General features: G+C 70.9%; 12 protein-coding genes. 9 read left to right on the top strand and 3 right to left on the bottom strand.

What is annotated here, in order from left to right; translation table 11 throughout:
- Nucleotides 1-154: 154 nt before the first annotated feature.
- Together ACH4FX_RS11450 and ACH4FX_RS11445 are read left to right on the top strand one after the other, a co-directional pair.
- On the top strand, nucleotides 155-1,570 hold the full coding sequence (locus ACH4FX_RS11450) for a glycosyltransferase (protein ID WP_398477527.1): 1,416 nt from the start codon (nucleotides 155-157) through the stop codon (nucleotides 1,568-1,570).
- On the top strand, nucleotides 1,563-2,060 hold the full coding sequence (locus ACH4FX_RS11445) for a YbjN domain-containing protein (RefSeq protein ID WP_398477525.1): 498 nt from the start codon (nucleotides 1,563-1,565) through the stop codon (nucleotides 2,058-2,060). Before ACH4FX_RS11450 ends, ACH4FX_RS11445 begins: the two co-directional genes overlap by 8 nt.
- 15 nt (nucleotides 2,061-2,075) lie before the next feature.
- Here the strand turns inward: ACH4FX_RS11445 and ACH4FX_RS11440 are convergent, their stop codons facing one another.
- Nucleotides 2,076-3,365 (bottom strand): alpha/beta hydrolase family protein, encoded by a 1,290-nt coding sequence (locus ACH4FX_RS11440; RefSeq protein ID WP_398477523.1) that lies wholly within the window; start codon nucleotides 3,363-3,365, stop codon nucleotides 2,076-2,078.
- A gap of 232 nt (nucleotides 3,366-3,597) precedes the next feature.
- Here ACH4FX_RS11440 and ACH4FX_RS11435 point away from each other — a divergent pair, with 232 nt between their 5' ends.
- Both ACH4FX_RS11435 and asnB read left to right on the top strand, forming a co-directional pair.
- Nucleotides 3,598-4,359, top strand: a complete 762-nt coding sequence (locus tag ACH4FX_RS11435) for a phosphoglyceromutase (protein WP_398477521.1) — start codon at nucleotides 3,598-3,600, stop codon at nucleotides 4,357-4,359.
- Between the two features lie 283 nt (nucleotides 4,360-4,642).
- Nucleotides 4,643-6,493, top strand: coding sequence for an asparagine synthase (glutamine-hydrolyzing) (gene asnB / locus ACH4FX_RS11430; RefSeq protein ID WP_398477519.1), 1,851 nt, complete (start codon nucleotides 4,643-4,645; stop codon nucleotides 6,491-6,493).
- A 414-nt stretch (nucleotides 6,494-6,907) separates the two neighbouring features.
- Here the strand turns inward: asnB and phoU are convergent, their stop codons facing one another.
- Nucleotides 6,908-7,585, bottom strand: coding sequence for a phosphate signaling complex protein PhoU (phoU, locus tag ACH4FX_RS11425; RefSeq protein WP_398477517.1), 678 nt, complete (start codon nucleotides 7,583-7,585; stop codon nucleotides 6,908-6,910).
- Between the two features lie 234 nt (nucleotides 7,586-7,819).
- On the opposite strand from phoU, the gene ACH4FX_RS11420 reads away from it, so the two are divergent.
- Nucleotides 7,820-9,094, top strand: coding sequence for a sensor histidine kinase (locus ACH4FX_RS11420; protein ID WP_398477515.1), 1,275 nt, complete (start codon nucleotides 7,820-7,822; stop codon nucleotides 9,092-9,094).
- Nucleotides 9,091-9,771, top strand: a complete 681-nt coding sequence (locus ACH4FX_RS11415; protein WP_016572018.1) for a response regulator transcription factor — start codon at nucleotides 9,091-9,093, stop codon at nucleotides 9,769-9,771. Before ACH4FX_RS11420 ends, ACH4FX_RS11415 begins: the two co-directional genes overlap by 4 nt.
- Before the next feature lie 221 nt (nucleotides 9,772-9,992).
- On the opposite strand, the gene ACH4FX_RS11410 is transcribed toward ACH4FX_RS11415, so the two are convergent.
- Nucleotides 9,993-10,658, bottom strand: a complete 666-nt coding sequence (locus ACH4FX_RS11410; RefSeq protein WP_398477513.1) for a DUF461 domain-containing protein — start codon at nucleotides 10,656-10,658, stop codon at nucleotides 9,993-9,995.
- Nucleotides 10,659-11,407: 749 nt separating this feature from the next.
- On the opposite strand from ACH4FX_RS11410, the gene ACH4FX_RS11405 reads away from it, so the two are divergent.
- The 3 genes from ACH4FX_RS11405 to ispF all read left to right on the top strand — a co-directional run bounded on the left by ACH4FX_RS11405 (nucleotide 11,408) and on the right by ispF (nucleotide 13,553).
- Nucleotides 11,408-11,890, top strand: coding sequence for a CarD family transcriptional regulator (locus ACH4FX_RS11405; RefSeq protein ID WP_003953493.1), 483 nt, complete (start codon nucleotides 11,408-11,410; stop codon nucleotides 11,888-11,890).
- Between the two features lie 384 nt (nucleotides 11,891-12,274).
- Entirely contained in the window at nucleotides 12,275-13,060 is a 786-nt protein-coding gene (gene ispD, locus ACH4FX_RS11400; RefSeq protein WP_398477511.1) for a 2-C-methyl-D-erythritol 4-phosphate cytidylyltransferase, read from the top strand.
- Nucleotides 13,053-13,553: a 2-C-methyl-D-erythritol 2,4-cyclodiphosphate synthase gene (ispF, locus tag ACH4FX_RS11395; protein WP_398477710.1), complete on the top strand. Its 501-nt coding sequence runs from the start codon at nucleotides 13,053-13,055 to the stop codon at nucleotides 13,551-13,553. The genes ispD and ispF overlap by 8 nt, the downstream gene beginning before the upstream one ends.
- The last annotated feature ends 109 nt before the right edge of the window (nucleotides 13,554-13,662 follow it).

The raw sequence follows: 13,662 nt of genomic DNA, 5'->3' as shown, positions 1-13,662 counted from the left end.
TGATCCGGTCGCCTCCTGAGCTCCAAGGTCACGCTTTGGCAAAGTGCGGAGGGAGCGGGCTCACCGGGAAATGCACGCGCCGGTCGCATTGTTACGGGCTTCGGAGGCGCCGCACGCCCCGGCCAAGGCCGTACCGGCTAGGAGGTAGCCCGCAGTGAGCCAATACGTGTCCAGGCTCCGCAGCCGTTCCCACGGTCCGTTCCCGGGGCGTTCCGGACTGCGGCTGCCCGGAGCGGTCCGCCGTCCCCGCCGGGTCGCCATGCTGAGCGTGCACACCTCCCCGCTGCACCAGCCGGGCACCGGCGACGCCGGCGGCATGAACGTCTACATCGTCGAGCTGGCCAGGAAGCTCGCCGCCCTCAACATCGAGGTGGAGATCTTCACCCGCGCCACGACCGGCACGCTGCCGCCCGCCGTCGAGCTGGCCCCCGGCGTCCTCGTACGACACGTGGACGCCGGCCCGTACGAGGGCCTGGCCAAGGAGGAGCTGCCGGCCCAGCTCTGCGCCTTCACCCACGGCGTGATGCAGGCCTGGGCCGGGCACCGCCCCGGCTACTACGACCTGGTGCACTCCCACTACTGGCTCTCCGGCCACGTCGGCTGGCTCGCCGCCGAGCGCTGGGGCGTCCCGCTCGTCCACGCCATGCACACCATGGCCAAGGTCAAGAACGCCGCGCTGGCCGCGGGCGACACCCCCGAGCCCGCCGCGCGCGTCATCGGCGAGACCCAGATCGTGCGCGCCGCCGACCGGCTGATCGCGAACACGGACGAGGAAGCCGGCGAGCTGATGCGCCACTACGAGGCCGAGCGGGACAAGGTCGCGGTGGTGCACCCGGGCGTCAACCTGGACCGCTTCCGCCCTACAGGACCCGGCCCCGGCGCGGACCCCCACCCCGGCGCCCCCGGCGACGACACCGGCACCTCCGCCTCGCGCTCCGCCGCCCGCGCCCGCCTGGGCCTGCCGCAGGACGCCCTGATCCCGCTCTTCGCCGGCCGCATCCAGCCGCTGAAGGCCCCCGACATCCTGCTGCGCGCCGTGGCCGTCCTGCTCGACGAGGACCCGTCCCTGCGGTCGCGCCTGGTCGTCCCGGTGGTCGGCGGCCCGAGCGGCAGCGGCCTGGCCAAGCCCGAGGGCCTGCAGAAGCTGGCCGCCCGCCTCGGCATCGCCGACGTCGTCCGCTTCCGCCCGCCGGTCGGGCAGGAGCAGCTCGCCGACTGGTACCGCGCCGCGTCCGTCCTGGTCATGCCGTCCTACAGCGAATCGTTCGGGCTGGTCGCGATCGAGGCCCAGGCGTGCGGCACCCCGGTCGTCGCCGCGGCCGTCGGCGGCCTGCCGGTGGCGGTCCGCGACGGCGTCAGCGGCTTCCTGATATCCGGCCACGACCCGGCCGACTACGCCCGCGCCCTGGGCCGTTTCGCCCGGGACACCTCCCTGGCGGGCCGGATGGGCGGGGCCGCCGCCCGGCACGCCCGGTCCTTCGGCTGGGACACCGCCGCCGCCGCGACCGCCGAGGTGTACACCGCGGCGATGCAGGAGCGGCGCCGTCACCTACGATCACCCCATGGCTGACGACGCGGCACGACAGGTGATCGAGGCGGCTCTCGACGACGCCGGCCTGGAGTGGGAATCGCCCACCGCCGGCACGTACGTGGTGACCCTCCCCGGCACCCGCAAGCTCTCGACGACCTGCTCCCTGGTCGTCGGCAAGCACTCGCTGTCCATCAACGCCTTCGTCGTCCGCCGCCCGGACGAGAACCACGAGGCCGTGCACCGCTGGCTCCTGGAGCGCAACACCCGCCTGTACGGGGTGGGTTACGCGATCGACAAGCTCGGCGACATCTACCTCGTCGGCAAACTGCCGCTCGCCGCCGTCACCCCCGACGAACTCGACCGCATCCTCGGCACGGTCCTGGAGAACGCCGACGGCAGCTTCAACACGCTCCTGGAGATGGGGTTCGCCTCCGCCATCCGCAAGGAGTACGAGTGGCGGGTCTCGCGCGGGGAGTCCACGCGCAACCTGGAGGCGTTCAGCCACCTGACGCAACGGCCGTCCGAGTAACGGCCCGCCGCCTCGTCACCACACGAACCGGACCTCCGGGAAGCGGGCCGACGGCCCGTCCAGGAGGCCGCTGTCCCGCCCCCGCAGCCACCGGTCGAAGAACGCCGTCACATACGCCCGCTGCGCGGCCACCGCCCGCTCCGGCGCGACCGTACCCACCAGCTTCTCGACGGTCGCGCGCGGGAGTCCGGCCTTCCGGGCCAACTGCGGCACCAGCGACTGCGCGTCCGTGAAGCTCGCGTGCTGGGCGCCGGTCAGGGTCAGGTCCCGATGCCATCCCGGACTGCGCTCCCACACCGCCTTCCAGGACGCGACCGTGTGGTGATCGTCGCCCTCCTTGCCCATCAGGAGCAGCGGCCGGTCCAGCCCGTCCGTACCGACCGTTGACGGATTGGCGGGATCACCGGGGTCCTGGGTGTAGCCCATCACCCCGTCCATGTTCACCGCCGCCTTGATACGGCGATCGTCGTGCATGGCCTGCGCCGCCGTGAACCCGCCGCCGGACTGCCCGAACATCCCCACGGCCCGCAGGTCCAGCGCGCCGCGCAGCGAGCGTGGCAGCGCCGCCGGCCGAGCCAGTTCGTCCAGGACGAACCTGGTGTCGGCCACCCGCACCGCCACCAGCTTCTTCAGCAGCGCGGTGAGCAGCTCGGGCTTGCCCTGGGCCTTCCCGGCCTCCTCCGGCATCCGGCTGTACGCGACCCGCCCGTCCGGAAACTGCACCCCAGGCGGCTCGTACGTGTGATCGATGCCGACCACGACGTACCCGCGCGACGCCAGCTCGTCGCAGAGCGTGCTGCCCAGCTCACGCGGGTCCGCCGCGCCGGGCGAGTACAGCACCACCGGGAAGCCCCGCGGCCGACCCTCGTGCCGCGCGACCGGCGCGTCCGGACGCGCATGCGTACGGGTGGCGCCCCAGTCGGCGGTCCCCTTCGGAATGGCCGCCGAGAAGTTGCTCCACTCATCGAACGCGGCCGCCTCCCCCGGCAGCATCTGCGGCGCGAACGGGCGACCGGCAACCGCGCGGGCCGGATAGCGCACACTCACCATGAGCTCCCGGTACGGCCGCTCCGCCACCCAGGGATCACGGCGCCCGCCGTCCACCAGGCGCAGCGAAGCGATCCCCACTCCGTACGGCCCGGTCGGCGGAGGCAGCGTCATCCGGACCGGCGCCGCGCCCCGTGTACCAGCCGTCCGCGCGTGCCCGGCCGCCGTCGCGCTTCCGACCGCCGGGTCGGCGAGGGCCAGCGCTGCCGCAGCGGCCAGCCCCGCCGTCACACAGGCACGGCGTGTGTAGGTCGTCATGTGTGGTCTCCCCGTTCCGGCAACCTGTTCAGGCCATCCGCCCGCCACCGTCCGGCGCGGGTCCCCGGCCCCACAGCCAGCCTCCCGGAGCCGTCGGTGCGACGCGATCGTGCCAGCACCCGTATCGGCGACCGTGCCCCCACGAAGATCATCTCGATGTCCGATCCGCACCCGGACCCCTGACCGTGGGCCGCGGCGATCCCATGGCCGAATGTGGATTACGCTCGAAGGCATGGCCGACGCACCGTACAAGCTGATCCTCCTTCGCCACGGCGAGAGCGAGTGGAACGCGAAGAACCTGTTCACCGGCTGGGTGGACGTCAATCTCAACGAGAAGGGCGAGAAGGAGGCAGTCCGCGGCGGTGAGCTGCTCAAGGACGCCGGCCTGCTCCCCGACGTCGTGCACACCTCCGTCCAGAAGCGCGCCATCCGCACCGCGCAGCTCGCCCTGGAGGCCGCCGACCGCCACTGGATTCCGGTCCACCGCAGCTGGCGCCTGAACGAGCGGCACTACGGAGCGCTCCAGGGCAAGGACAAGGCCCAGACCCTGGCCGAGTTCGGCGAGGAGCAGTTCATGCTCTGGCGCCGCTCGTACGACACCCCGCCGCCCGCCCTCGCGGACGACGCCGAGTTCTCCCAGATCGACGACCCGCGCTACGCGATCATCCCCAGCGAGCTGCGCCCCCGCACCGAGTGCCTCAAGGACGTCGTCGTCCGCATGCTGCCGTACTGGTACGACAGCATCGTCCCGGACCTGGCCACCGGCCGCACCGTCCTGGTCGCCGCCCACGGCAACTCCCTGCGCGCCCTGGTCAAGCACCTGGACGGCATCTCCGACGCCGACATCGCCGGCCTGAACATCCCCACCGGCATCCCGCTCTCCTACGACCTGGACGCCAACTTCCACCCGGTGAACCCGGGCGGCACCTACCTCGACCCCGAGGCCGCCAAGGCCGCCATCGAGGCCGTGAAGAACCAGGGCAAGAAGAAGTAAGCACCGCAAGACCGCGATCACGGCCCCTCATCTGCACGTTCGGTGCGGATGAGGGGCCGTGGTCTCTTTCGGGCATCCGTGTCCAGTGATGCTCATGCAGCGACGTACGCCGGGCGTGGCCGCCGCGCCTGTCGCGGGTCCATCCGCCTCACATGCCCCACCCTGCCTTGACCGGGAGCATCCGACGGGTCTGCTAGGCATTGTTTGAAAGAAACACTAATCAATCCGCGGGACGATCCCGGCCGTGGGCACATCGGCCCATGACGACGACGGGAGTGCCGAAATGTGCGGAATCTCGGGGTGGCTCGCATTCGACCACGACCTGACCAAAGAGCAGGCCACGGTGGACGCGATGACCGACACCATGGCCTACCGGGGCCCCGACGCCAGAGGCACCTGGGTGGACCGGCACGTGGCACTCGGCCACCGCCGGCTGGCGGTGATCGACATCGAGGGCGGCACGCAGCCGATGCGTGTCGACACCCCCAACGGCCCGGTGGTCATCACCTACAGCGGCGAGGTGTACAACTTCACGGAACTGCGCGAGGAACTCCGCGGCCATGGCCACCGCTTCCGGACGGCCAGCGACACCGAGGTCGTGCTGCGCGGTTACCTGGAGTGGGGCGAGGCACTGGCCGACCGGCTCAACGGCATGTACGCCTTCGCGGTCTGGGACTCCCGGCACGAGAAGCTGGTCATGATCCGCGACCGCATGGGCATCAAGCCCTTCTACTTCTATCCCACCGCCGACGGCGTGCTTTTCGGCTCGGAGCCCAAGGCCATCCTGGCGCACCCGATGTTCAAGCGGGTGATCGACGCCGACGGCCTGGCCGAACTGCTGAGCCTGTGCAAGACACCGGGGCACGCGATCTGGTCCGATATGCGCGAGGTCCCGCCGGGCAGGCTCGTGACGGTCGACCGCGCCGGTGTGCGGGAGCGGACGTACTGGAAGCTGGAGACCCGGGAGCACACCGACGACCGGGACACCACGATCGCCAAGATCCGTGAGCTGCTCGACGACATCGTGCGGCGCCAGCTCGTCGCGGACGTGCCGCAGTGCGTGCTGCTCTCCGGAGGACTGGACTCCAGCTCGCTCACGGCGCTGTCCGCCCGGGAGCTGGCCGCGCACGGCGAGAAGGTGCGCAGCTTCTCCGTCGACTTCACCGGGCTGGCCGACAACTTCCGGCCCGACAGCATGCGGGCCACCCCGGACTCGCCGTACGTGCACGACGTGGCCGGCCACGTCGGCTCGATGCACGAGGACATCGTGCTGCCCCACACCGCGCTCACCGATCCCGACGCGCGCCGGGCGGTCCTGGCCGCGAAGGACTTCCCCTGCGGCCTCGCCGATGTGGACGTACCGCTGTACATGCTGTTCAAGGCGATCCGCGAGCACTCCACGGTCGCGCTCTCCGGTGAGACGGCGGACGAGCTCTTCGGAGGCTATCCGTGGTTCCAGGACCCGGTGGCGCAGCGTGCCGGCATCTTCCCGTGGATGGTCCCCGTACTGTCCGAGTGGGCCAAGACGACGAACGCGAAGGGGCTGCTCAACCCGGATCTGGTGGCCACGAGTGACCTGGTGACGTACATCAAGGACCGGTACAGCGAAGCGGTCGCCGGCATCGAGATGTTGCCCGGCGAGGACGCGCACGAACGGCGTATGCGTGTCATGAGCCACCTGCACCTCACCCGGTTCCTCCCGGTGCTGCTCGACCGCAAGGACCGGATAAGCATGGCGGTCGGCCTGGAGGTCCGGGTGCCGTACTGCGACCACCGGCTGGTGGAGTATGTCTACAACACCCCGTGGTCGATGAAGAGCTTCGACGGCAGGGAGAAGAGCCTGCTCCGCGCAGCCGCCGGCGACCTGCTCCCGCGGTCGGTGGTGGACCGGTTGAAGAGCCCCTTCCCGTCCACCCAGGACGCACGCTATGCAGCCGGGTTGCAGCAGATGGGCAGGCGGTTGCTCTCCGAGCCGGACCACCCGGTCTTCCAGGTCGTGAACCGGACATCGATCGACGAGATGGTGAAGATGGACCCGGCAACGATGCCGGACGCCGGGCGCGAGCAGCTCGACCGGATAAACGACATCGCCACCTGGCTGGACATGTACCAACCGGAGATCCGAGTGTCCTGACCATCCACAGGTCCGCCAGAAACAGGGCAAGTGGGCACTGGGGGGCAGGTCAGTGGCCCCGCTCGGCTGGGTGCCGGGCGGGACCCTGGGTGTGGTGCGGTTGTGGCTGAAGTGGCCGCAGGAAGTCGGCCCCAACCGCTGGCCGGGTCAGCCGCAGCCGCCGCCGCACTGGCAGGGGCCGCCGGACTGGCAGCCGCAGGAGCAGCCGGGGCCGCAGCTGCAGTCGCTCTGCCGGGGCTCGGGAGCAGTGGAACGCGTCATGATCTGCCTCCTTGGGAAGAGGGGCATCGAATGTCGTTCGCTTCCATTGGAGGCCCGCTCACCGAGGCGCATCAACGGCGCGTGGTGGCACGGCGCGCCGCCGTACGGGCCTGGCCGGGGCGTGCGTGCCGTGCCGTGCCGAGCCGAGCGCCGCTACGCGCCCTCCACCGGCGCCGGCGCGGCGATCTCGTCCGCGTGCTCGCCGGTGACCAGGTAGACGACGCGCTTGGCGACCGACACCGCGTGGTCGGCGAACCGCTCGTAGTAGCGGCCCAGCAGCGTCACGTCCACGGCCGTCTCGATGCCGTGCTTCCAGCGGTCGTCCATCAGGTGCTGGAAGAGGGCGCGGTGGAGGAGGTCCATCGCGTCGTCGTCCTGCTCCAGCTGGAGTGCCAGGTCGACGTCCTTGGTGATGATGACCTCGGCGGCCTTGGCCATCAGGCGCTGGGCCAGCTGGCCCATCTCCAGGATCGTGGCGTGCAGGTCCCGCGGTACGGCCGTCTCCGGGAAGCGCAGCCGGGCGAGCTTGGCCACGTGCTGGGCCAGGTCGCCGGAACGTTCCAGGTCGGCGCTCATGCGCAGGGAGGTGACGACGATCCGCAGATCGGTGGCGACCGGCTGCTGGCGCGCCAGCAGGGCTATCGCGCGGGCCTCCAGGTCCCGCTGGAGGTCGTCGACCTTCTCGTCGGCGGCGATGACGGCCTCGGCCAGCTTCAGGTCCGCGTCGAGTATCGCCGTGGTGGCGCGCCCGATCGCGGAGCCGACGAGCCTGGCCATCTCGACGAGGCCCTCGCCGATCGAGTCCAGCTCCTCGTGGTACGCGTCCCGCATCAGTGACCTTCTCTCGGTTCGGGTGGTGACGTATCGCTCGGGGTGGTGAGGTGTCGTCCGGGGTGGTGACGTGGGGCCGGAGCCCCTACGCTCCCACGTTCCGTCCGGAACGCGACCGGTTCTGCCATCCGGAGTGAACCAGTGCCGACACCGAGGTGAACTCTGGGCGACGTGTGTTCGAGCAGGCCCTCGAACGGCTGGGGAAGTGTCACAGGCGACGCATAACCTGGAGTCATGAACGTGGACGCGGCCGTCGCCGCAGTGGCAGCGATCGCCGGTCTGTGCACCGGCGTCTTCGCCATGCTGGCGTTCCGCTGGAGTGAGCGGGAACAGGCCAAGCCCACGCGTACCTCCCTGCACACGGACGCGGTGCTGCCGCCCGGCGTGGACACGGTCCTGTCGGTGCTGCGCTCCTCGGCCGTCGTCCTGGACGAGGCCGACGCCGTGGTCAAGGCCAGCTCCGCCGCCTACGCGCTCGGGCTGGTACGCGGCGGCAAGCTGGCCGTCGAGCCGATGCTCCAGATGGCCCGCGAAACCCGTCGCGACGGCGAGATACGCCAGGTCGAGCTGGATCTGCCGCGCCGCGGTACGGGCCGCGGCGGCGAGGCCCTGGCGGTCTCCGCGCGGGTCGCGCCCCTCGGCTCCCGGCTGGTGCTGCTGCTGGTCGAGGACCTGACCGAGGCCCGGCGCATAGAGGCGGTACGCCGCGACTTCGTCGCCAACGTCAGCCATGAGCTGAAGACGCCGGTCGGCGCGCTGTCCCTGCTGTCCGAGGCCGTCATGGACGCGAGCGACGACCCCGAGGCCGTCGAGCGCTTCGCGGGGCGCATGCAGAACGAGGCCACGCGGCTGACCAACCTCGTCCAGGAACTGATCGACCTCTCCCGGGTGCAGAACGACGACCCGCTGGAGGACGCCGAGCCGGTGCGCGTGGACGAACTGGTCGCCGAGGCGATCGACCGCTGCCGCCAGCAGGCCGGCATCAAACAGATCACCATGGCCGCCGCCGGCACCGCCGACCTGCACGTCTGGGGCAACCGCGGCCAGCTCGCCGCCGCTCTGGGCAACCTCGTCGAAAACGCCGTCAACTACTCACCGGCCCGTACCCGGGTCGGTATCGCGGGCCGCCGTGTCCAGGCGCACGGTGGCGACATGATCGAGATCGCGGTGACCGACCAGGGCATCGGGATATCGGAGAAGGACCGGGACCGCGTCTTCGAGCGGTTCTACCGCGTGGACCCGGCGCGCTCGCGCGCCACCGGCGGGACCGGCCTGGGTCTCGCCATCGTCAAACACGTGGCCGCCTCGCACGGCGGGGAGGTCACGGTCTGGAGCGCTGAGGGACAGGGCTCCACCTTCACCCTGCGTCTCCCGGAGGCCGGCGCCGTGCGCGACCGCGCGCGTACCGGCTCCGACCCATCCGCGGAGGGCCTCGACGACGAGGACCGCCCGTACGAGACCTTCAACGATCCGCTCCCTGCTCACCCTGCCCCGGAGGTCCTTCCGTGACCCGAGTGCTCGTCGTCGAGGACGAGGAATCGTTCAGTGACGCCCTGTCGTACATGCTCCGCAAGGAGGGCTTCGAGGTCGCCGTCGCGGCCACCGGCCCCGACGGCCTGGACGAGTTCGAGCGCAACGGCGCCGACCTGGTCCTGCTGGACCTGATGCTGCCGGGCCTGCCCGGTACCGAGGTCTGCCGTCAGCTGCGCGGCCGCTCCAACGTCCCGGTCATCATGGTGACCGCCAAGGACAGCGAGATCGACAAGGTGGTCGGCCTGGAGATAGGAGCCGACGACTACGTCACCAAGCCTTTCTCCTCTCGCGAGCTGGTCGCCCGGATCCGCGCGGTGCTGCGCCGCCGCGGCGAGCCCGAGGAGGTCGCGCCGCAGGCCCTGGAGGCCGGCCCGGTCCGGATGGACGTGGACCGGCACGTCGTCACGGTCTCCGGCGGCAAGGTCGACCTGCCCCTGAAGGAGTTCGACCTCCTGGAGATGCTGCTGCGCAACGCGGGCCGCGTACTGACCCGTATGCAGCTGATCGACCGTGTCTGGGGTGCCGACTACGTGGGGGACACCAAGACGCTGGACGTCCATGTGAAGCGGCTGCGGGCCAAGATCGAGCCGGACCCGGGCGCGCCGCGGTATCTGGTCACGGTCCGTGGCCTGGGGTACAAGTTCGAGCCGTAAGCCCAGCCACAGCTTCGAGAAGACGAGTCGCAGGGCTCTGCTGGTGCCGGCCGGTGTCTGCCGCCGGTCCGGCCCGCGGGGCCCGCGTCACCATGCCCGGCCCCGGGTACCGCGTTGCCAGGCGGCCGGGCGTACACGAGCGCCGTGCGGACCGGAACACTCCGGTCCGCACGGCGCTCGCGGTGCTACTGCGGTACGGCTGGTGCTACGCCGCTACGGCCTCAGCGGCCGGCTTCGGGCGACTGCGGCGTGCCGCTGCTGTCGGCACCGGCACCGGCACTGGCCGAACCGCTCGGCTTGGCCGTCCCCGACGGGCTGCCGGACGGCACGGCGGGGCTGCCGGACGGACGGGCCGAGCCGGACGGCGACGGCACCTCGCTCGGGCCGAAGTCCTTGAAGTAGCTCTTGGCCGGGACGACGAACGCCCGCAGGGTGACCTTCCCGGCGGCGCTGAAGTCGAACGTCACGGACTGCGCGTCGCCGTTCTTCACGGACTCGCGGCCGCTGTCCAGCACGGCGGACGCGTTGTCCTTGCCGCCGATCACGACGGAACGGCCGGCCGGGACCACGATCGGCCCGGAGCCCTTGGCGGGCGCCAGCTTCGCTTCCTTGTTCGTACCGTTGACCTTGATGGACTGCAGCGTCTGGTCCTTGCTGCCGTTGTTGAACACCGTCGCGGTCACCACGGCCGGGCCCTCGGCGTTCGCGTCGGGCTGGGTGACGACGGAGGCGTTCTGGATCTTGATGTCGCCGACGCTGGTCGCGGCGTTGTCCGGCTTGACCTGGAGCGTCTGGGCGTCGTTCCCGGCTCCGCACGCGGAGAGCGTGGCGATCGAGAGCGTGAGAACGGTGGCGGCGAGGACGCCGCGTCGAAGGCTGCGGCTCACGGCGGCGGCATCTCCTTGGACGAACTACGGCGGCCGAACTTCGAGCCCGGTCGCGATGGGCGGCTGGGCGGCCCGCACACGGCCGCCGTGTCGACGTCCGCGTAAAGCCGCCCTAAGGGTGTGTCAGCGCCGCTAGGTTACCGAGCCGCCCCCGGGCCGCCGCACCCGACCCGCCCCCAGGACGATCACACCCTCGTGACATCCCTCCCCGGCGCGCCGCGACCGTCCTCCGCCGTACGCCCGAATGCCGCGGACCACCCGTCACCGGGGACGTTTCCCGGCCGCTCCGTGGAAGGGGCCGACACGGCCCTAGAAGAAAGCCGAATATCCGGCAAGCGCCCGATCGGGTGAAGCCGGACCGGTTTCCTCCGAGGTAAATCGGCATTCGCAGGGAATGGGACGGCTTCCCGGAATTGATCACGTACGCCGTCCGGTACGCGATGATCAATTCACGATTCGGCGGACACCTGACCTCCGGAACCGAACGGCGTAGCGAAACGGCGGCATCCTGATCCCGGCAAAACGGGACGTACGGGTGCCGCGACGGGCCTCTCCCGGGGTGTGACGTACGTGTTTCCGCCCGCCCGCGAAGCGCCTCCGACCTGCGAATTCCTGCACCCGGAGGCCTGTCGAAGCACGTTCCGGCCGTTGTTGTCAAGCCCCGAGATATGCCCTGACCTGCGAAAACGCCATTCAGAACAGCCCGTTCCCGTGTTAGCATGGATAGCCACGGAAGGGGTACCTGTCACATGACGTTCAAGGTTGGCGACACCGTGGTCTATCCCCATCACGGGGCCGCGCTGATCGAGGCCATCGAAACTCGCCAGATCAAAGGCGTGGACAAGACCTACTTGGTGCTGAAGGTCGCCCAGGGCGATCTGACTGTTCGCGTACCAGCGGACAATGCGGAGTTCGTCGGCGTACGCGATGTGGTCGGCCAGGACGGGCTGGACCGGGTCTTCGAGGTGCTGCGCGCACCATATGCCGAAGAGCCGACGAACTGGTCCCGTCGCTACAAGGCAAATCTGGAGAAGCTCGCTTCAGGTGACGTGATCAAGGTCGCCGAGGTGGTGCGTGACCTGTGGCGTCGTGAGCGTGAGCGCGGTCTGTCCGCCGGTGAGAAGCGGATGCTCGCCAAGGCCCGCCAGATCCTGGTGAGCGAACTCGCCCTCGCGGAGAACACGAACGAGGACAAGGCCGAGGCCCTGCTCGACGAGGTCCTCGCGTCCTGACGACGTAAGAATGCCGCGGTGCCCGAGTGGCGGCCGACTCCGGCTCGGAGCGGTCAGTTGCCGGGCGCTGCGGCATATCTGGCGACACGCGCGCCACCCGCATGCGGCGCCTTGCGCAGCCATGCGGGGCATACGGCAACCGTGCACCACCACCGCACTCTGTGATCGTTGCCCGTGGTGACCGCCCCCGTGTCCGTCCCCGAAAAGATCCGCCGTCCCGTCGGCTTATGGCGTGCCGGGCTCGGGCAGCTGTCCCGACCCGTTGTCACGGAAGGGTCCGGATCGGGGCGTCGCGCCCGGCACACTGCGGCCATACCCATGTCGGCTCAGGAAACAAACCTGTCTGCGCTAATTCCGGGGTCTCCCCGGGCTTCGGAGCGACCGATGTCAGACGTATCCCCAGATTCCGCCGGACACTCCGGCGCGCCCCGGCCCCGTACCGCCGCGGTGATCCCCGCGGCCGGACGCGGCGTACGGCTGGGCCCGGGCGCCCCCAAGGCGCTGCGAGCGCTGGGCGGCACACCCATGCTCGTCCACGCCGTACGCGCGATGGCCGCCTCCCGTGCCGTCTCCCTCGTCGTGGTCGTCGCTCCGCCGGACGGCGCCACCGAGGTCCGCAACCTGCTGGACCAGCACCCGCTGCCCGACCGCACCGACCTGGTGGTCGTGCCCGGCGGCGAGACCCGCCAGGAATCCGTGCGCCGCGGTCTGGAGGCGCTGCCCGACGCCATCGACGTGGTGCTGGTGCACGACGCGGCCCGCCCGCTGGTCCCCGCCGACACCGTCGACTCGGTGATCGCCGCCGTACGCGACGGTGCCCCGGCCGTGGTGCCCGCGCTGCCGCTCGCCGACACCGTCAAGCAGGTCGAGCCGCGCACCGGCGAGCGGGCGGGCGAGCCGGAGCCGGTGGTGGGCACCCCGGAGCGGGCGCGGCTGCGCGCCGTACAGACTCCGCAGGGCTTCGATCGGGCGACCCTGGTCAAGGCCCACGAAACAGTCACCCTTCAGGGTGATGGCGCCACCGACGACGCCGGCATGGTCGAGCAGCTCGGCGCGCCCGTCGTGGTGGTGCCCGGACATGAAGAAGCGTTCAAGGTGACCCGGCCGCTGGACCTGGTGCTCGCCGAAGCCGTACTCGCCCGCAGGAGGGCCACCGATGGGTATGTATGAGCCGCAGCGGGTGCCGCTGGTGGGCATCGGCACCGATGTGCACGCCTTCGAGAAGGGGCGCGAGCTGTGGGTCGCCGGGCTCCTCTGGGACGACGCGGCCAGTGACGGGTACGGCCTGGCCGGGCACAGCGACGGCGACGTGGTCGCGCACGCGGCCTGTGACGCGCTCTTCTCGGCCGCCGGCGTCGGCGACCTCGGCGCGCACTTCGGCACCGACCGCCCGGAGTACGCCGGTGCCTCCGGCGTGACGCTGCTGTCCGAGGCGGCCCGCATCGTACGGGCCGAGGGCTTCGTCGTCGGCAACATCGCGGTGCAGGTCATCGGCGTACGCCCGAAGATCGGCAAGCGGCGCGCCGAGGCCCAGAAGGTCCTCTCCGAAGCGGCCGGCGGACCGGTCTCGGTCTCCGGCACGACCTCGGACGGCCTGGGCCTGACGGGCCGCGCGGAGGGCCTGGCGGCGGTGGCCACGGCATTGCTGGTGCCGGGGATCTAGCCGGACGGAGACCGGGCGGGGCCCGGGAGCGAGGGGGCGCCGCGATCCCGTGTGGGGGAGCGGCGTTGGGCGGGGAGGTGCGACGGCACCTCCCACAGGGGCGCGCACC

Origin of the sequence: Streptomyces sp. NPDC018019, assembly GCF_044327805.1 — a bacterium.
In the GTDB taxonomy this organism is placed as follows: domain Bacteria; phylum Actinomycetota; class Actinomycetes; order Streptomycetales; family Streptomycetaceae; genus Streptomyces.
The sequence above is the reverse complement of the archived record's forward strand: the minus strand, read 5'-3'. Positions and strand labels throughout refer to the sequence as shown.

Bases quoted from the DNA above. Each gene is read 5' to 3' on its own strand.
- ACH4FX_RS11445 (WP_398477525.1), top strand. From the start codon at position 1,563: ATGGCTGACGACGCGGCACGACAGGTGATCGAGGCGGCTCTCGACGAC.
- ACH4FX_RS11440 (WP_398477523.1), bottom strand. From the start codon at position 3,365: ATGACGACCTACACACGCCGTGCCTGTGTGACGGCGGGGCTGGCCGCT.
- ACH4FX_RS11435 (WP_398477521.1), top strand. From the start codon at position 3,598: ATGGCCGACGCACCGTACAAGCTGATCCTCCTTCGCCACGGCGAGAGC.
- asnB (WP_398477519.1), top strand. From the start codon at position 4,643: ATGTGCGGAATCTCGGGGTGGCTCGCATTCGACCACGACCTGACCAAA.
- phoU (WP_398477517.1), bottom strand. From the start codon at position 7,585: ATGCGGGACGCGTACCACGAGGAGCTGGACTCGATCGGCGAGGGCCTC.
- ACH4FX_RS11420 (WP_398477515.1), top strand. From the start codon at position 7,820: ATGAACGTGGACGCGGCCGTCGCCGCAGTGGCAGCGATCGCCGGTCTG.
- ACH4FX_RS11405 (WP_003953493.1), top strand. From the start codon at position 11,408: ATGACGTTCAAGGTTGGCGACACCGTGGTCTATCCCCATCACGGGGCC.
- ispD (WP_398477511.1), top strand. From the start codon at position 12,275: ATGTCAGACGTATCCCCAGATTCCGCCGGACACTCCGGCGCGCCCCGG.
- ispF (WP_398477710.1), top strand. From the start codon at position 13,053: ATGTATGAGCCGCAGCGGGTGCCGCTGGTGGGCATCGGCACCGATGTG.